Source organism: Microbacterium dauci, assembly GCF_030065535.1.
Taxonomy (GTDB): Bacteria; Actinomycetota; Actinomycetes; order Actinomycetales; family Microbacteriaceae; genus Microbacterium; species Microbacterium dauci.
Genome location: NZ_JASJND010000007.1, coordinates 236401 through 254662, shown reverse-complemented (window position 1 = coordinate 254662; position 18262 = coordinate 236401). Strand labels below are relative to the sequence as shown.

Annotated in this window: 13 protein-coding genes and 1 pseudogene; 7 read left to right on the top strand and 7 right to left on the bottom strand. The window is 70.5% G+C overall.

Features of this window, described 5'->3' with window-relative positions; all coding sequences use genetic code 11:
* The first annotated feature begins 11 nt into the window (after positions 1–11).
* The 3 genes from QNI14_RS12675 to rpsT all read left to right on the top strand — a co-directional run bounded on the left by QNI14_RS12675 (position 12) and on the right by rpsT (position 5951).
* On the top strand, positions 12–4742 hold the full coding sequence (locus QNI14_RS12675) for an ExeM/NucH family extracellular endonuclease (protein WP_283716983.1): 4731 nt from the start codon (positions 12–14) through the stop codon (positions 4740–4742).
* A gap of 94 nt (positions 4743–4836) precedes the next feature.
* Entirely contained in the window at positions 4837–5559 is a 723-nt protein-coding gene (locus tag QNI14_RS12670; RefSeq protein WP_283716982.1) for an alpha/beta fold hydrolase, read from the top strand.
* 131 nt (positions 5560–5690) lie between these two features.
* Positions 5691–5951, top strand: a complete 261-nt coding sequence (gene rpsT / locus QNI14_RS12665; protein WP_283716981.1) for a 30S ribosomal protein S20 — start codon at positions 5691–5693, stop codon at positions 5949–5951.
* A 69-nt stretch (positions 5952–6020) separates the two neighbouring features.
* On the opposite strand, the gene holA is transcribed toward rpsT, so the two are convergent.
* The 5 genes from holA to QNI14_RS12640 all read right to left on the bottom strand — a co-directional run bounded on the left by holA (position 6021) and on the right by QNI14_RS12640 (position 14040).
* A complete protein-coding gene (holA, locus tag QNI14_RS12660) occupies positions 6021–7055 on the bottom strand; it encodes a DNA polymerase III subunit delta (RefSeq protein ID WP_283716980.1) in 1035 nt (344 codons plus the stop codon).
* Positions 7056–7065: 10 nt separating this feature from the next.
* On the bottom strand, positions 7066–9387 hold the full coding sequence (locus QNI14_RS12655; RefSeq protein ID WP_283716979.1) for a ComEC/Rec2 family competence protein: 2322 nt from the start codon (positions 9385–9387) through the stop codon (positions 7066–7068).
* Positions 9388–9391: 4 nt separating this feature from the next.
* Positions 9392–9979 (bottom strand): ComEA family DNA-binding protein, encoded by a 588-nt coding sequence (locus QNI14_RS12650; RefSeq protein WP_283716978.1) that lies wholly within the window; start codon positions 9977–9979, stop codon positions 9392–9394.
* A 108-nt stretch (positions 9980–10087) separates the two neighbouring features.
* Positions 10088–12730 carry a leucine--tRNA ligase gene (leuS, locus tag QNI14_RS12645; protein WP_430539280.1) on the bottom strand — a complete coding sequence of 881 codons (2643 nt, stop codon included), beginning with the start codon at positions 12728–12730 and terminating at the stop codon, positions 10088–10090.
* Positions 12731–12750: 20 nt separating this feature from the next.
* Positions 12751–14040 (bottom strand): anthranilate synthase component I family protein, encoded by a 1290-nt coding sequence (locus tag QNI14_RS12640; protein ID WP_283716976.1) that lies wholly within the window; start codon positions 14038–14040, stop codon positions 12751–12753.
* 79 nt (positions 14041–14119) lie between these two features.
* Between QNI14_RS12640 and QNI14_RS12635 the strand changes: the two genes are divergently transcribed.
* From QNI14_RS12635 to QNI14_RS12620, 4 genes are read left to right on the top strand one after another with little or no spacing between them, the layout of a single operon-like run.
* Complete coding sequence (locus QNI14_RS12635) at positions 14120–14803, top strand: DedA family protein (RefSeq protein ID WP_283716975.1); 684 nt, start codon at positions 14120–14122, stop codon at positions 14801–14803.
* Between the two features lie 4 nt (positions 14804–14807).
* Complete coding sequence (locus QNI14_RS12630; protein ID WP_283716974.1) at positions 14808–15854, top strand: App1 family protein phosphatidate phosphatase; 1047 nt, start codon at positions 14808–14810, stop codon at positions 15852–15854.
* A gap of 10 nt (positions 15855–15864) precedes the next feature.
* A complete protein-coding gene (locus QNI14_RS12625; RefSeq protein ID WP_283716973.1) occupies positions 15865–16572 on the top strand; it encodes an SOS response-associated peptidase in 708 nt (235 codons plus the stop codon).
* A gap of 26 nt (positions 16573–16598) precedes the next feature.
* The gene (locus tag QNI14_RS12620) at positions 16599–17459 is read left to right on the top strand and encodes a 3-methyladenine DNA glycosylase (protein ID WP_430539279.1); all 861 of its coding nucleotides are present in this window, start codon (positions 16599–16601) and stop codon (positions 17457–17459) included.
* Between the two features lie 7 nt (positions 17460–17466).
* On the opposite strand, the pseudogene QNI14_RS12615 reads toward QNI14_RS12620, so the two are convergent.
* Together QNI14_RS12615 and QNI14_RS12610 are read right to left on the bottom strand one after the other, a co-directional pair.
* Positions 17467–17613 (bottom strand): annotated as a pseudogene (locus tag QNI14_RS12615) (PTS glucose transporter subunit IIA); the annotation flags it as partial.
* A gap of 184 nt (positions 17614–17797) precedes the next feature.
* The gene (locus QNI14_RS12610; protein WP_283716971.1) at positions 17798–18184 is read right to left on the bottom strand and encodes a LysM peptidoglycan-binding domain-containing protein; all 387 of its coding nucleotides are present in this window, start codon (positions 18182–18184) and stop codon (positions 17798–17800) included.
* Positions 18185–18262 lie beyond the last annotated feature (78 nt).

Here is an 18262-nt window from a genome sequence, read left to right as displayed (position 1 = left end):
CTGGAGACCCCGTGACGCATCGATCCGCCCCTGCGCCCCACCCCCGTACATCCATCCGCCGCACCACCGCCGCACTGACGGCCACCGCCGTCGCCGCCGCCGGTCTCGCGCTGACGCCGAGCGCCGCGACCGCGGCAGTCGACCCCGCCTCGCCCCTCGTGATCTCCGAGGTCTACGGCGGCGGCGGGAACAGCGGCGCTCCACTCAGCCGCGACTTCATCGAGCTCGCCAACACCGGCGATGCATCCATCGACCTCGCCGGGTACAGCGTCCAGTACGCGTCGGCGACAGGCTCGTCGTGGCAGGTGACCCCGCTGGGAGACATCGATCTGCCTGCCGGAAAGCAGCTGCTCATCGGGCAGGCGACCGGGTCGAACACCGCGCTCCCGAGCTTCGACGCCGATGTCGAAGGCACCATCGCGATGAGCGGGTCGGGCGCCAAGGTCGCACTCGTGCGCACCGAGACGGCGCTGAGCGGCACGACCGGCATCTCGGCACTCCCCGACGTCGTCGACCTCGTCGGCTGGGGCAGCACCGCGAACGCCTTCGCGGGCAGTGCCCCCGCCCCCGGCACGACCAATGCCACCAGCATCTCGCGCGACGCCGAGTTCACGAACACGGCCGACAATGCCGCGGACTACACCACAGGCGCGCCCACCCCGACCGGCCTCGGCGCCGACCCCGAGCCGGAGCCCGAACCGGAGCCGGACCCCGAGACGGTCACGATCGCCGAGATCCAGGGCACCGGCGACGCATCGCCGCTGGCGGGCGACACCGTGATCACCACCGGCGTCGTGACGGCGCACTACCCCACCGGCGGCTTCAACGGCTACGTGATCCAGACCCCGGGTACCGGCGGCGCGATCGATCTCGCCACCCACGACGCCTCCGACGCCGTCTTCGTGTACGCGCCCGGCGCCGTGGACGAGGTCGCGCTCGGCGACACCGTCACCGTGACCGGCGAGGTGTCGGAGTGGAACGGCCTCACCGAGCTCACCGTGGCCGCAGGTGACGCCACCGTCATCGCCGACGCCGAGGCGCCGACTCCCGCCACCGTCGCCTGGCCCGAGACGGCCGCCGCGCGCGAGTCGCTCGAGTCGATGCTCATCGCACCGCAGGGTGACTTCACCGTGACGAACACCTACAGCACCAACCGGTACGGCGAAGTCGGCCTCGCGAGCGGCACCACGCCGCTCCGCCAGCCCACCGACGTCGCGCGACCGGGATCGGACGAGGCGGCCGCGGTCGCCGCCGACAACGCCGCGCGCGGCGTGCTGCTCGACGACGGCTCGACCACCGACTTCACATCGAGCGCCAACACCGGCAAGACGCCCGCGTACGTGTCGCTGACGGAACCGATCATCGTCGGCGCGGGCGTCTCGTTCACCGAGCCGCTGATTGTCGACTGGCGCAACAACGCCTGGAAGCTCAACCCGACCGAGGCGCTCGTCGCCGACGGGTCCGGCGCGGACGGCGTCACGTTCGAGAACACGCGCACCGAGGCCCCCGAGGCCGTCGGCGGTGACCTCACCATCGCATCGTTCAACGTCCTCAACTACTTCACGACCGTCGGCACCGACACCGCGAGCTGCACGGCGTACACCGACCGCTTCGGCGACGGCGTGACCGTGCGCGACGGTTGCGATCAGCGCGGCGCGTGGGACGCGGAAGACCTCGAGCGGCAGCAGGCCAAGCTCGTCGAGGCGATCACGACGGTGGATGCCTCGGTCGTGGGCCTCATGGAGATCGAGAACTCGGCGGCGCTGGGCGAGACCCCGGACGAGGCGACCTCGACGCTCGTCGACGCGCTCAACGCCTCGGCCGGCGCCGGCACGTGGGACTACGTCGCTTCGTCGGCGGACCTCCCGCCGGCATCCGAGCAGGACGTGATCACGAACGCGATCATCTACCAGCCCGCGCTCGTCTCCCCCGTCGGCGCCGCGCGCGCGCTGGGCGACCAGAGCGGTGACGGCGAGGCCTTCGGCAACGCGCGCGAGCCGATCGCGCAGGTGTTCGAGCCCGCCGACGGCGGGGCCGAGTTCCTCTTCGCGGTGAACCACTTCAAGTCGAAGGGCTCGGCCGGTCCGTGGCCGGGTGACGCCGACACCGGCGACGGCCAGGGTTCCTCGAACGAGTCGCGCGTCCGCCAGGCCACCGCGCTGCGCGACTGGATCACCGAGATCCAGGGCGACGTCGACGCGGTCGCGCTCGCCGGCGACTTCAACTCCTACAGCGAGGAGGACCCCCTCCACGTCCTGTACGAGGCCGGTTACACCAACGCCGAGCAGGCGTTCGACGTCGACACGTCGTCGTACAGCTTCTCGGGGCTGTCGGGCTCGCTCGACCACGTCCTGCTGAACGACGCCGCGCTCGCCCGCGCGACCGGCGCCGACATCTGGAACATCAACTCAGGTGAGTCGATCGCGCTCGAGTACAGCCGGTTCCGCTCGCACGGCACCGAGTTCTACGCGGCCGACGCCTACCGCTCCAGCGACCACGACCCGGTGATCGTCGGACTCGACGCGGATGCCGCTCCCGTCGAGCTCACCCTGCTCGGGATCAACGACTTCCACGGTCGCATCGACGGCAACACCGTCGCGTTCGGCGGCACTGTCGAGGAACTGCGCGACGCGGCATCCGGCCCCGTCCTGTTCCTCTCGGCAGGTGACAACATCGGCGCGTCGCTCTTCGCGTCGTCGGTCTCGCAGGATCAGCCCACGATGGACGTGCTGAACGCACTCGGACTCGAAGCGAGCGCCGTGGGCAACCACGAGTTCGACCGTGGCTTCGACGACCTCGCCGGCCGCGTGTCGGAGCAGTTCGACGCACCGCAGCTCGGCGCGAACGTCTACCTCAAGGGCACCGAGACGCCCGCCCTCGACGAGTACGCGCTCCTCGAGGCCGACGGGCTGACCGTCGGCGTCATCGGCGCCGTCACCGAGGAGACCCCGTCGCTGGTCACCCCGACCGGGATCGAGGACATCGAGTTCGGCGACGCCGTCGAGGCCGTCAACCGCGTGAGCGCGCAGCTCACCGACGGCGACGAAGCGAACGGTGAGGCGGACGTCATCGTGGCGCTCTACCACGAGGGTGCCGGCGCAGGCACGCCCGACGGAGCGACGCTCGAAGAAGAGGTCGCCGCCGGCGGTCCCTTCGCCGCGATCATCGAGGACACCTCCGCCGAGGTCGACGCGATCTTCACGGGCCACACCCACAAGGAGTACGCATGGTCGGCGCCCATCCCGGGCACCGATCGCACGCGCCCCGTCGTGCAGACCGGCTCGTACGGCGCGAAGCTCGGCGAGATCGTCCTGACGATCGACCCGGCGACCGGCGACGTGTCAGCGCACACCGAGCGCAACGTCGCCCGGACCACGACGCCGGCCGCCGATCTGATCGCGATGTACCCGCGGGTCGCCGAAGTGGATCGCATCACGAAGGCGGCGCTCGCCAACGCAGCGGCCATCGGCAACACTGCAGTCGGCGAAGTGTCGGGCGACATCACGACCGCGTACTCCGGTGGCTCGTACGTTGACGGCGTCTACACGGGAGGCTCGCGCGATGACCGTGCATCCGAGTCCACGCTCGGCGGCGCCGTCGCGAACATGCTGCGCGACAGCCTGGCCGACCTGCCGAACGGTGCCGTCATCGGCGTCACCAACCCGGGCGGCCTGCGCGCCGACCTGTGGGACACCCAGGCCGAGTTCGGCGCGGGTGCGGTGGCGGGCCTCGCCGACGGCACGGTGTCGTTCAGCCAGGCCAACGCGGTGCTGCCGTTCAACAACACGCTCGCGCTCGTCAGCCTGACCGGTGAGCAGTTCACCACGATGCTCGAGCAGCAATGGCAGCGCGACGCGGCAGGCAACGTGCCGCAGCGCCCGTACCTGCAGCTCGGGCTGTCGGACAACGTGTCGTACACCTACGACCCGGCACTCCCCGAGGGCGACCGCATCACCTCGGTCACCGTCGACGGCCAGCCGATCGACCCCACCGCCACCTATCGCATCGGGACGTTCTCGTTCCTCGCGGCCGGCGGCGACAACTTCCGGGTCTTCACCGAAGGTGCCGACTACGTCGACACCGGGCTCGTCGACTACGAAGCGTGGGTCGACTACATCGCCGATGGGTCGCCGCTCGCACCGTCGTTCGCGAAGCGCGGTGTGCAGGTCTCCGGCGTCCCCGAGACGGTCGCCGCGGGCGACACCGTCGCGTTCGACGTGGCAGGCCTGAACCTGACCAGCCGCGGCGCCCCGGCGAACACGGAGCTCACGGTGACGCTCGGCGAGCAGGAGCTCGGCACCGCGACGGTCTCGGAGGGTGCGGCATCCGTCTCGGTGACACTCCCGGCCGGCACCCCCGCGGGCACGGCGACGCTCACCCTGACGGCGGGCCCGAGCGGCACGGTGGTGCAGGTGCCGGTCACGGTCGAGGAGGCCGCTGAACCGGCCGCCAAGACCCGGACGCTGCTCATCGCGGTGCCGCCGGTGCACATCAACCGGTTCCTGCCCGCGACGCTCATCGCGCACGTCTCGCAGGAGGGCGGCCGCCCCGACGGTGTGGTCGAGTTCCGCGAGGGCGACACGGTGATCGCGACCGTCGAGGTCCGCCGTGGCATCGCGGCGAAGACGCTGGGCAAGCTCTCCCGCGGCGCGCACTCGTACACCGCGACGTTCGTGCCCGCTGACCCCACGGTCGCAGAGGGTTCGGAGAGCAACCGCGCCACGGTGCGCGTGCTGTTCTAGTCGCTGACGGACGGAGATGGGGCGGATCTGTGGATCCGCCCCATCTCCGTGTCCGGACGGCGATCGCGTCGTGACCGCTTCGTAGGCTGAAGGCATGACTGCGCAGGTGGTGTTCGTCCACGGCATCCGGACGTCCGCTTCCATGTGGCGGTCGCAGCTCGCCCACCTCGACGACATCGGCGTCGAGGGCGTGGCGGTCGACCTTCCCGGGCACGGAACCCGGATGTCCGAGACCTTCACCCTCGACGGCGCGTTCGCGACGATCGACGATGCGGTGGCGGATGCCGCGACCCGCGGGCCGGTGCTCCTCGCAGCGCACTCCATGGGCGGGCTCATCTCGACTGCGTACGTGGGGCGCGAGCACACGCCGCCGGTCGACGCGTTCATCGCGGCGAGCTGCACCGCGATCCCGCGGGGCCTCGGGCTCGCGACCTACCGGACGCTCGCGCGCGGGTTCGACCGACTCCCCCACCGCGGGCAGTATTTCGCCGATCTCGTGCTCGACCGGACGCTCCCTGCCGAGACGCGAGCCGACTTCGGGGCCGGCGGGTACGCCTATGACACGCAAGATGTCGCGTTGCGCAGCCTGTCGGTGCTTGATCTTGTCGCGGCGCTCGGCCGCATCGACATTCCGATGTGGTTCGTGAACGGGCAATGGGACCAGCTGCGCGTCAATGAGCGGCTGTTCACCACACTCGTGCCCCACGCGGAGCTCATCGTCGTGCCCCGCACCTCGCATCTGGTGACGGCGATGCGACCTCGCGTGTTCAACGCGGTCATCGACCTCGCACTCGCCACGATGGCCGCTTCGGACTGACGCGGCAGACCTGATAGACTCTCAAGTCGGCTTGCCGTGTGGGTTCCTCCCTCACACGACCGCCGCAAGACGCCCCTCTACCGTCGCGCGGCACATCATCCGAACACCTCCGAACGAAAGATACGTCGAACGTGGCGAACATCAAGTCGCAGATCAAGCGCAACAAGACCAACGAGAAGGCGCGCGAGCGCAACAAGGCCGTCAAGAGCGAGCTGAAGACCGCGGTGCGTCGCACCCGCGAGGCCATCGCCGCCGGCGACAAGGCTGCTGCCGAAACGGCGCTGCTCAAGGCCACCAAGAAGCTCGACAAGGCCGTCAGCAAGGGTGTCATCCACCAGAACCAGGCTGCGAACCGCAAGTCGTCGATCGCCAAGCAGGTTGCTGCACTCTGAGCCCAGGCTCACCGAAGGCCCGTCCCCACTGGGGGCGGGCCTTCGTCGTTCCTGGTACGTGCCGGCGCGTCAGGCGCCGTAGGGGGCGCGCGTGGCGATGACGGTCACGAGGCGCTCCACGGCGAAGACGGGGTCGCGCGAGGCGCCCTTGACCTCGGCATCCGCGCGCGCGGCGGCCTGGATCGCGAGGCCGAGCGAAGACTCGGTCCACCCGGCGAGGTCACGGCGGGCACGATCGACCTGCCAGTCCTTCATCCCGATGCGCGACGCGAGCTGCCTGGACGGCTCGCGGCTCCCGGCGACCCGTGCCATGGTCCGCAGCTTCGATGCGATCGCCGCGACCATCGGCACGGGATCCGCGCCCGACGCGAGTGCGTGCCGAAGTGCGATCAGCGCTTCGCCGTAGCGCCCGGCGATCGCCGTGTCCGCCACGGCGAACGCCGTTGTCTCGACGCGGCCGCCGTAGTACCGGGTGACGACCTGCTCGGAGATGTCGCCCTCGACGTCGGCGATGAGCTGCTGGCAGGCTGCGGCGAGCTCGGTCAGGTCGTCGGTGAACGCCGAGACGAGCGCACGGAGCGCTGGCGGCGCGATACGTCGCTTCGCAGCCTGGAACTCCCCCGCGGCGAAGTCGAACCGGTCGGAGTCGCGCTTGACCGCGGGGCAGGCGATCTCGACGCCGCCGCCCGTGCCGGCGCGGATCGCGTCGAGGAGCTTCTTGCCGCGGACACTCGACCCGGTGTGGCGCAGGACGACCGTCGCGCCGTCCTGCGGGTTGTCGAGATACGCGATCGCCTCGGCGAGGAATGCGTCGGAACACTTCTCGACGCCGGAGACGCGGATGAGTCGGGGCTCGCCGAACAGCGACGGCGACGCGACGCCGAGCAGGGTGCCGGGCGCGTAGTCGTCGGCGCGCACGTCGCTCACTTCGAGGCTCGGGTCCTCGGCGCGGAGGTACTCGCGGATGCCGGCGGTGGCACGCTCCGCGCAGATCTCCTCGGGCCCCGAGACCAGGACGACGGGGGCCGGCTGCGGGGCACGCCACGACAGCTGCGGGATCGCCGACGCGGGCGTCTTGGCGGCGGGACGGCGCGGGCTCGGCATGTCTCCCAGCCTACCCAGCGGCGCCGACGTCGCCGCGGGTCCGCGCCACCTTGAGACCGTCGCCGTCGGCCCACACCGAGATGTCCCCGGAGAGGTCGGTGCGCGCGATCGTCGCACCTTCGGCGACGAGGAGATCGAGGATCTCCGCCCGCGGATGCCCGTACGTGTTCTCCCCCACCGTGACGAGCGCAATGCTCGCCCCGAGCGCTTCGTAGAGCGAGGGGTCCTGGTCGGCGCTGCCGTGGTGCGCGACCTTCACGACGTCGTACGAAGGTGCGAGACCACCCGTCGCGACGAGCGACCGTTGCGCCTGCGCGGAGAGGTCGCCGAGGAAAAGCGCATCAGGGACGCGGCATCCGGCGATATCGAGGATCACGCTCGCGTCGTTCCCTGGCAGGTAGACGAGGTCGCGCGGCTTCGGCCACAGCGCTCGCCACGCGCAGTCACCGAGTCTGCCCTGCTGACCCGCGGCGACCGGCTGCACCGCCGCTCCCGATGCCGCCAGCTCGGCCAGGAGCGCGGCATCCGCATCCTCTGCGACAGGCCCGTGGAGGACGAGGTCGACCCGACCGCGGAGCGCGGATGCCCCACCGCGGTGATCCAGGTCGAAGTGCGTGATGACCGCGATATCGACCCGGTCGATGCCGAACCGGTCGAGGCAGTCACCGAGCAGCGCGGCATCCGGTCCCGCGTCGATGAGCATGATCGCGGCGCCGTCACGGACCAGCACTGCGTCACCCTGTCCGACGTCGCACGCGGCGATCGACCAGTCGGGTGGGATCCGGGAACGCTCGATCCACCCGGCGACCGGGCCGACAGCCGCGATGAGGAGGACCGCCGTGAGGCACACGGCGCCCGCTGCTCGCCGAACGGCACCGCGCCGAGCACCGATGAGGACGCCGACCGCCGCACCGGCGCCCGCGAGGGCGACGAGTCCTGGGAGCCCTTCGAGCCATGGCAACGTCGCACCCGGCACCGCGGCCGCCATCTGCGCCGTCGCCGCGATCCACGACGCGGGCAGCCACGCGAGCGCGGCGAGCCCGTGCGAGAGGATGGGCACCGGCTGCGCCAGGCACGCGAGCAGCCCGATCACGGTCGCCGCCGGAGCCGCGGGCCCTGCGAGGAGGTTCGCGAGCACGCCGATGAGCGGGACGGTCGGCTCGATGAGCACGATGAGCGGCCCGCAGGCGAGTTGCGCGGCGAGGGGCACCGAGAGGGCGAGGGCGAGCGGCGGCGGCATCCACCGCGAGAGGCCATCGGCGAGTGGCCCCGCGAACAGCAGCAGCGATCCCGTCGCCGCCGCGGAGAGCGCGAACCCGAGTGACCCGGCGAGCCAGGGGTCGACGAGCAAGAGCACGCAGACCGAGGCGCTGAGGATCGAGACGCCGGCTCCGATCCGCCCGAGCAGCACGCCGACCATCGCGATCGCCGCCATGGTGCCGGCGCGCACGACGCTCGGCTCCGGGGACACCAGCACGATGAAGCCGACGAGCGCACCGAGGCCGACGAGGACTCGGATGCCGCGCCGCGCACCGCACCACGCGGCGGCGGCGAACGCGATCCCGACGACGATCGCGCAGTTCGCCCCGGACACCGCGGTGAGGTGCGACAGCGACGATGCCTTCATCGCGGCGTCGAGGTCGGCCGAGACCGCCGACGTGTCCCCCACCGCGAGGCCGGGCACGAGCCCAGCCCCGGGGTCCGGTAGGCCGTTCGCGGAGCCGACCAGGCCCGTGCGCAGATCGGCGGCGACCGCGAGGGCACCGTTCGGCGGCGCCAGCACGACGACCGTCGAGGCCGTGACGACGAGCACCGCACGGTCGCCGGCGTCGGCCGGGAACGCCGTGGCCGTCGCCTCGATCCGGGCGCCGAGGTCGAGGCCGGGCAGGCGCTCCGGCGCACGGATCAGCACCGGGGCCGAGACCGCCTGCTCGCGGTGCCCGACCGCGACCGTCCGCAGGATCGCGTCGAACCTCACCCCCGTGGCGGACCGCTCGACCTTGCCGACGACGTCCGCGGTGACCGTCACTGCGCGCCCTCCGCCGATCTCGAGTGCCGCGGCCTCGGCCCGGGACGGCTGCGCCACAGCGACGTGCGTCGCGGCGGCGGCGCCGAATGCGAGCGCGACCGCCGCGATGGCGGCGACCGTGCCGGCGCCCCTTCTGGCCGCGAACCGCGCCCCACCGAGCGCGACGACGGATGCCGCCCACAACGCGACCGCGATGACCCATGCGGCATCCGGGACGGCGATCGCGAACCCGGCCGACGCCCAGGCCACACCCGCGACCGGGAACAGCCGCAGGTCGCGGCGACGGGCGGATCGCTGGCTCATGCGCTCAGACCGTCACGAGGTCACGGAGCGCGGCGAGCATCTTCTCGCCGATGCCGGGAACGGCGAGCAGGTCGTCGACGCTCGTGAACCGGCCGTGCTCGTCGCGCCAGTCGAGGATCCGCTGCGCGATCGCGGGCCCGACGCGCGGGAGGGTATCGAGCGCCGCGAGGTCCGCCGTGTTCAGGTTGATGGTCCCGTCGGCACTCGCTCCCGGCGCGTCGGTCCCGACAGGCGGCGCCTCACCCTCGGCCGGGACGTGCAGCTGCTCACCGTCGCTGACGAGGCGGGCGAGATTGATCCCCTCGGGAGTCGCCGCGTCGGTGAATCCGCCCGCCGCGGAGACGGCATCGACGACGCGCGCACCGTCATCGAGTCGGTAGAGCCCCGGCTCGGCCACCTCGCCCGACACATGGACGTAGACGGCGGCCGGCGCCACTGACGGCGCGGCGTCCGGCACGGTCTCGATCGGGACGGCATCGAGACCGGACCGGACGATCCCGATCGACACCGTCGCCGCGGCCGCCACGATGACCAATGTCACCGCCGCACCGATACTCAGCCGACGCCCGGTCGGCGCCGCCCGCGCTCCCACCTGTCGATGGTGCGCGCGAGCGGGCGGGTCAGCGGGTCGCTCGCGCCTGCCCGTGGATCATCTCGGATGATCCATACCGGTGGAGAACGCCGCAGCGCCCCCAGCAGGTCAGGCGGTGGTGAAGCTGACGACCTTGGGGGCGCGGACGACGGCGCGGACGATCTCCTTGCCGCCGAGCGCACGGACGACCTTCTCGTCGGCGCGGGCGAGCGCCTCGAGCTCATCGCCCGAGATCTTCGCCGGAACCGTCAGCGTGCCGCGCACCTTGCCGTTGACCTGCACGACCGCGGTGACTGACTCCTCGACGAGGAGCGTCGGGTCGGCCTGACGCCACGCGACGACACCGACGAACGGCTCGTAGCCGAGGATCTCCCACATCTCCTCCGCGGTGTGCGGCGCGAAGAGGTCGAGGATCATCGCGACGGCCTCGGCGGCCTCGCGCACGGCGGGGTCGCTCGCGCCGGCACCGGAGTCGATCGTCTTGCGGGTGACGTTGACGAGCTCCATGAGGCGCGCGACGACGACATTGAACTTCGACTGCTCGACGAGGCCGACGACATCGGCCCAGAGGCGGTGCGTGACGCGGCGGAGCGCGGCGTCACCTTCCTTCCAGACGACGTCTGTGGGGCTGTCGACATCGGATGCCACGCGCAGCGCGCGGGCGAGGAACTTCTGGGCGCCGGTCGTCGAGACGTCTTCCCAGTTGATGTCGTCCTCGACCGGGCCGGCGAACGCGATCGCGACGCGGACGGCGTCGGCACCGGGGTCGGCCATGCTCGACGCGAACTCGACGAGGTTGCCCTTCGACTTCGACATCTTCGAACCGTCGAGCAGCACCATGCCCTGGTTGATGAGGCTCGTGAAGGGCTCGGTGAAGTCGATGAGGTCCATGTCGAACAGGACCTTCGTGATGAAGCGCGCGTACAGCAGGTGCAGGATCGCGTGCTCGACACCACCGATGTACGAGTCCACCGGCGCCCACTTCGCCGCCTCGGCGACCGGGAACGGCTGCGTCGCGTCGTTCGGCGCGAGGAAGCGCAGGAAGTACCAAGAGCTGTCGACGAACGTGTCCATCGTGTCGGCATCCCGGAGCGCGGGCGCACCGGTCTCGGGGTCGACGGTGTTCACCCACTCGGTCGCGCCGCCCAGCGGCGACGTGCCCTTCGGCTTGAGGTCGAGCCCGGTGGCATCCGGCAGTCGCACGGGAAGCTGCTCGTCGGGGACGGGCACGATGCGACCGTCCTCGGTGTGGATCATCGGGATCGGCGTGCCCCAGAAGCGCTGGCGCGAGATCAGCCAGTCGCGCAGGCGGTACGTCTTCGCAGCACGCCCGTTACCGGCAGCGGTGAGCTCGTCGATCGCGCGGGCGATCGCGTTGCGCTTGGAGAGGCCGTTGAGCGACCCCGAGTTGATGAGACGACCGTCGCCGGTGAGCGCGACACCAGTGCGCACCGGGTCGAGCGACTCGAGGTCGTCCTCGCTTGCACCCGGATCGATGGGCACGCCGTCCTCGTCGAACTCGATGACCGGGATCGCGCCGGTGACCGGAGCCGTCGTGTCGACGACGACCTTGACGGGCAGGTCGAACGCACGGGCGAAGTCGAGGTCGCGCTGGTCGTGCGCGGGCACCGCCATGACGGCGCCGTGGCCGTAGTCCGCGAGGACGTAGTCGGCGGCCCAGATGGGCAGCCGCTCGCCGTTGATGGGGTTGATCGCGAAACGGTCGAGGAAGACGCCCGTCTTCGGACGATCGGTCGACTGCCGCTCGATGTCGCTCGACTTCTGCACGGTGTCGAGGTAGTCCTGGAACCGCATGCGCACAGCCGAAGACGAGCCGGCGGCGAGCTCCGCAGCCAGGTCGGAGTCGGGCGCGACGACCATGAACGTCGCGCCATGGAGCGTGTCGGGGCGCGTCGAGAAGACGCTGATCTTCTCGGTACGTCCCTCGATCTCGAAGTCGATGTCGGCACCGACCGAACGGCCGATCCAGTTGCGCTGCATCTGCAGCACCTTGTGCGGCCAGAAGCCCTCGAGCTGGTTCAGGTCGTCGAGCAGCCGGTCGGCATACTCGGTGATCTTGAAGTACCACTGCGTGAGCTTCTTCTTGACGACCTCCGCGCCGCAGCGCTCGCAGTGCCCGTCGACGACCTGCTCGTTCGCGAGCACGGTCTGGTCGTTCGGGCACCAATTGACGGGGCTCTGCTTGCGGTACGCGAGCCCGCGCTCGAACAGGCGCTGGAACAGCCACTGGTTCCAGCGGTAGTACTCGGGGTCACTGGTGTGGAGCACGCGGCTCCAGTCGTAGCTCGAACCGAACTCGCGGAAGCTGACCTTGTGCTGGTCGATGTTGTTGTACGTCCACTCGCGCGGGTCCGAGCCGGCACCGCCCTTGATCGCCGCGTTCTCGGCGGGCAGGCCGAACGAGTCCCAGCCGATCGGGTTGAGGACGTTGTAGCCGCGGTGGCGCCAGAATCGCGCGACGGCGTCGACGTAGGCGTAGTTCTCGGCGTGCCCCATGTGCAGGTCGCCGGACGGGTAGGGGAACATCCCGAGCACGTACTTGCGGGGGCGAGTGTCGCCGTCGCCGCCCGCCGCGAACGGGTCGGCCTCCGCCCAGCGGGCCTGCCACTTCGCCTGGATGGCCGAGGTGTCGAAGGTCCCCGGCTCAGTGGTCGGTGCGTCGGTGGAGGTGCTGCGGGACACGGAAGAACCAATCGTGCAAAAGGTCGGGAATGCGCGCGAAAGCGTCATTCCAGCCTAGCGGACGGTCCTCACTCCCAGCCGGGCGGCAGCGTCCCCCCGATCGCCGCGAGCGGTCCGCGCGCCTTGATGCCGACCTCGGCCACCTCGTCTGCCGCGACAGAGCCCCAGGTGATGCCTCCGCCGGCGCCGACGTACGCGCCGTCGGCGTGGACCACGATCGATCGGATCACCATCGCGAGGTCGGCGGCACCGTCGTCGCCGACCCAGCCGAAGCAGCCGGCGAACACGCCGCGCGGCGCGGCCTCGAGCCGGTGGAGGATCTGCATCGCCGACAGCTTCGGCGCACCGGTCATGCTGCCTGCAGGGAAGGCGGCATCCCACAGGTCGCCGACCGTCGTCCCGGCGATCAAGCGTCCTGCGACCGTGCTGACGAGCTGGTGCACCGCAGGGTAGCTTTCGACTTCGAGCAGTCGCTCGGCCGCGACCGTCCCGGGTTCGCAGACCCGCTGCAGATCGTTGCGCATGAGGTCGACGATCATGACGTTCTCGGCCTGCTCCTTCTCGCTCGCGCGGAGCTCGGCCGACAGGGCGGCATCCGTCTCGGCATCGCATCCGCGAGGGCGCGTGCCCTTGATCGGACGGGTCCGCACGACACCTCCCGACACCTCGAGGAATCGCTCCGGCGTCGCGCTGAGGAGCGCCTCGTTCCCTGAACGGATCATCCCGCCGTGGTGCGACGGGGTCGCCGAGCGCACACGAAGGTACGTCTCGAAGGGATCGACGGATGCCGCGGTCTCGAACCGCGTCGTGAGACAAAGCTGGTACGCCCTGCCCTCCCGGATCTCCTCACGGCAGCGCGCGATGAGATCGGCATAGGCATCTGCGGCGTGCCGCCCGATGATCTCGACGGGGGCAGGTGCCGACGGCAGCGGAACCTGCGCCAGCGCCACCCAGTCTTCGACCGTCGCCGCGTACGCGTCGAGCACGTCGGCCGGCGCGACGACGAAGACGCGGCGCGCAGCGTGGTCGAAGGCGATGAAGCGGTCGACGCGCAGCCAGCGGTCGGGCACCGGATCAGCGGATGCCGGTGCCCCGGCGCGCTGCGCCGCGTCGTCGTAGCCCGCCCAGCCGACCCACCCACCGGTGAACGGGCCGAAGCCCTCCGGCTCCCCGGAGCCGTCGCAGACGACGTCGATCGGCGCGTCTGCGGGGGCGCCGCTGCCGATCCAGCTCCACCCGTCTGCGGCATCAGGTCCCGCGTCGAGCCAGAACGCGTGCTCGGCTCCAGCGAACCCGGCGGCGAAGACTGACGCCGGGTCGACCCATCCCGATCGCTCGTGCGCGGTGAGTCGGGGCATCCGCCCATTATCGGGCCATCCATCGGAATCGTCCGGTCATCCCCCAGGTCCGCTCGAGCCCGCTCGATAGCCTGGGAGCGTGAACGAGTTCCTCACCTGGCTGCTCGACACCGTGCAGGATGTCGATCCCGTGGTGCGGACGATCGTCGCAGGCGTCGCGATCATGCTAGAGACGAGCGTGCTCATCGGGCTCATCGTGCCCGGCGACACCATCGTCATCGTCGCCGGCACCGCCGTCGGCAGTGTCGGCGAGGGTGCGATCCTCGTGGCAGCCGTGCTGGTCGGCGCACTCATCGGCGAAAGCATCGGCTTCGCACTCGGGCGGTGGCTCGGCCCGCGCATCCGGTTCTCGAGGTTCGGCAGGCTCATCGGCGAGAAGAACTGGATCCGCGCGGAACTGTATCTGCGGCGCCGGGGCGGTGTAGCGATCTTCCTCTCGCGGTTCCTCCCCGTCCTGCATTCCCTCGTCCCGCTCACCGTGGGGATGAGCGGCTACGCCTACCGCCGATTCCTCGCGTGGACGTTGCCGGCGTGCACGATCTGGTCGATCGCCTATGTCTCGGTCTCGGCCGCCGCGGCCAGCGGGTACCGCGAGCTCGCCGACAGCCTCCACTTCGCTGCGTACCTCTTCGTCGCCGTCATCGCCGCGTTCCTGGTGCTCGCCTACGTCGTGAAGCGCGTCATCGCGGCGCGCGAAGCTCGGCACCTGCGCACCGACGTTGTCAACCTCCCCGAGGCACCGGGCGGCGACGTGAAAGACTGAAGCGATGGCTTCTCCGACTACACCCGAGACGAAGATCCTGTGGTTCGCCCGGCTCGAATACCGCTTCCACGCGTGGCGTGAAGGTCGAGCGCGCGCTCGCGGCCGCCGCCCGACGGTCGCCGCGTTCCCCGGTTACGGGAGCACCGAATGGGTTAGGGTGCTCGGTCGGGTGCTGATCCCACCGAAGGTCAAGCGCCGAGAGCGCGGCGAGTACGCCGGCGTCCGCGGGTGGCGCAGCTTCGCAGCGGTCCCCATCGCGCATGCGACGGTCCGCGTCACCATCGACGGCGTCGACCACGAGGTCCCTGCCGATCGCGGCGGTGTCGTCGACATCGTGCTTCCCGCGACCCTCCCGCCCGGGTGGCAAACGGTGACGATGCGCGTCGAAGGCTCTGAGCCCGTCGAAGCCCGCGTGTTCATCGTCGCCGCCGACGTGCGGTTCGGCGTCGTCTCCGACATCGACGACACCGTCATGGTGACTGCGCTCCCCCGCCCGTTGCTGGCCGCGTGGAACTCGTTCGTGCTGAACGAGCACGCGCGACAGCCGGTGCCCGGGATGGCGGTCCTGCTCGAGCGACTGATGCGCGACAACCCCGGCGCGCCGATCCTCTACCTCTCGACGGGCGCGTGGAACGTTGCGCCGACACTCGTCCGCTTCCAGCGCCGCCACCTCTTCCCCTCGGGTGCCCTGCTGCTCACCGACTGGGGTCCCACGCACGACCGCTGGTTCCGCAGCGGCAAGGCGCACAAGCAGAAGAACCTCCGCCGCCTGGCGCGCGAGTTCCCCGACATCGACTGGCTCCTCGTCGGCGACGACGGGCAGCACGACGACGAGATCTACACCGAGTTCACGATCGAGCACCCCGATCAGGTCGCGGCGGTCGCGATCCGTCGCCTGTCCCCCGCGGAGGCCGTCCTCGCCGGTGGCCGGACCGCGGTCGACGACCACACCGCCGCCGGTGTGCCCTGGGTGACCGGCGACGACGGGTCGGAACTCCTCGAGCGACTCACCGACGTCCGCGTCATCAGCGACGTCGCAGACCCCGCCTAGGCTGACGGCCATGTGCGGAAGATTTGTCGTCGCGAACGTGGCATCCGAGCTGGTCGGCGTCCTCCGCGTCGACATCGAGAGCGACGATCTGCCCCAGCCGTCCTACAACGTCGCGCCGACCGCTCAGGTCGGGATCGTGCTCGACTCGGCGAAGACCGACCCGCCGACGCGGCGTCTCGAGTCCGCCAGATGGGGGCTCGTTCCTGGCTGGGCGAAAGATCCCAAGATCGGCGTCAAGGCGTTCAACGCTCGTTCCGAGGAGCTCGAGGACAAGCCGATGTTCCGGCAGGCGTTGATCAAGCGCCGCGCGATCGTGCCCGCCACCGGGTACTACGAGTGGGCGACGACCGACGACGGCAAGGTGCCGTATTTCATCTCCCCCGCCGACGGATCGCCGATGCTCTTCGCCGGCCTCTACGAGTGGTGGAAAGACCCGCAGAAGGCCGAGGACGACCCGACGAAGTGGCTGCTGTCGTTCACGATCCTCACGCGCGACGCGGTCGATCCCCTCGGTTCCATCCATGATCGGATGCCGCTGTTCGTCGACGCCGATTTCGCCGACGCGTGGCTCGACACCGAGGTCGACAACGTCGGCGATCTGCTGGACGCCGCGGTCGACGCGGCACCCGCCGTGGTCGAAAGGCTGACCGACCACGAGGTGGGTCGCGAAGTGGGGAACGTCCGCAACGACGCTCCCGACCTCATCCGCCCGGTCTGACGCCCAGCCGAACGGCCTATCCTCGGGTGGTGACGTCCGCGACCCGTACCCGCCTCACGCGCGCCGAATGGTCGGCGCGAGCGGCAGCGCACGAGGAACGCGCTGACGCGCTCACGGCCGGCCGGCGCGCACGGGTGCAGCGCGGGCAGACGCATCCCGTGGACGACTTCCTTTACACCTATTACTCGTACAAGCCGGGGCTGTTGCGGAAGTGGCATCCGGGCCGTGACGTGACGCTGGCGGACGCCGTGTCCGCCCCGCACGCGGCGTGGCGCTGGTACCGCGTCGACGGCCACGACGTGATTGCCGACGCCGAGGGGTTCCTGGCCGAGAAGGCGCCGCTCGTCCGCGCGATCCGCGGCATCCTGTCGAGCACGCTCGCTCGCACCGGATCGTATGGCTGTTTCGGCATGCACGAGTGGGCGATGGTCTACCGCGACCGTGAGACGCGGCATCCGGTGCCGCTGCGACTCGGCAACGATGGCACGGACGCCGTCGTCGAGTCGCACGACCTTCGCTGCACGCACATCGACGCCTTCCGCTTCTTCACGCCCGATGCCACGCCACGGAACCGCTTCGCGCCGGCGCGGGACACGCAGGCCGAGCACGAACAGCCCGGGTGCCTGCACGCCGGCATGGACCTCTACAAGTGGGCGGTGAAGCTTGGCCCGCTCGTCCCGGGCGAGGTGCTGCTCGACGCGTTCGAGCTCGCGCGCGACATCCGGGAGCTCGACATGCGCGCGTCGCCGTACGACCTCCGTGACTGGGGCTACGAGCCGGTCGCGGTCGAGACGCCGACGGGCAAGGCCGCGTACGTCGCCGCGCAACGGCAGTTCACCGAGCGCGCCCAGCCGATCCGTCGAGTGCTGCTCGAGCAGATCGGCTGAGCGGCCGTCACTCGAACTCGATCGTCGCGTCGGGGTTGTTCAGGACGATCACCGGCGTGATCGTCGGGTGTCCCGCAGCGATGATCCGGTCGCGATCGAATCGCACGAGCGGGTCACCCGCCTTCACGGCGGTGCCTGTAGCAACGAGCGTCTCGAATCCATCGCCCTACATCGCAACCGTGTCGATGCCGACGTGGATGAGGAGCTCGCTCCCGTCGCAGCCGGGCCGACAGGAACGTGATCCGGTAGGTGCTCGCGGGGATGCTGCCGAACGACCAGATGTTGTTGAGCTTCGTGGTCGCCCAGGAGACGCGGCCGGTCGACTGGTCGCGGAGTGGCTAGGAGGTCGGCCAGCCGTAGGAGTGGTCGACGGTGAGGTCGAGGACGTCTCCGGGACGGAGCAAGCCGTTCGGAATGCGCTCGATCGGGATGTTGAACTTCTGGCTGATCCCCCAGGCGGTGTCGCCCTCGACGACGACGTAGTCGATCGGCGCGTCGTCGAGCCCGGTCGGAACGGGGCCGGTCGGGCGCGGCGTCACCGCGTCCTCGGTGTCGGCGGGCCCGGCGTCCTGCGCCGGGGTCGACGGTGAGGGCTCGGCGGATGCGGCCGGGGTCGCGTTGGTGTCAGCCGTGGGCACCATCACGAGCGGAGAAAGGGCCATGCCCATGAGGCCGACGACGACAGCAGCGCACACGCCGACGGTGATTCTCTGCGGGGTGTTCACGGTCGTGAGGTTAGCGTCCCTTTGAGTGGTACACCTGATCAACTCACCGATGATCGGAGGTTCACCCAGGCCGGAGCC

Coding starts and splice junctions, on each gene's coding strand:
- QNI14_RS12630 (WP_283716974.1), top strand. CDS start 14,808: ATGGCTTCTCCGACTACACCCGAGACGAAGATCCTGTGGTTCGCCCGG.
- QNI14_RS12640 (WP_283716976.1), bottom strand. CDS start 14,040: ATGCCCCGACTCACCGCGCACGAGCGATCGGGATGGGTCGACCCGGCG.
- QNI14_RS12655 (WP_283716979.1), bottom strand. CDS start 9,387: ATGAGCCAGCGATCCGCCCGTCGCCGCGACCTGCGGCTGTTCCCGGTC.
- holA (WP_283716980.1), bottom strand. CDS start 7,055: ATGCCGAGCCCGCGCCGTCCCGCCGCCAAGACGCCCGCGTCGGCGATC.
- QNI14_RS12625 (WP_283716973.1), top strand. CDS start 15,865: ATGTGCGGAAGATTTGTCGTCGCGAACGTGGCATCCGAGCTGGTCGGC.
- QNI14_RS12670 (WP_283716982.1), top strand. CDS start 4,837: ATGACTGCGCAGGTGGTGTTCGTCCACGGCATCCGGACGTCCGCTTCC.
- leuS (WP_430539280.1), bottom strand. CDS start 12,730: ATGACGCTTTCGCGCGCATTCCCGACCTTTTGCACGATTGGTTCTTCC.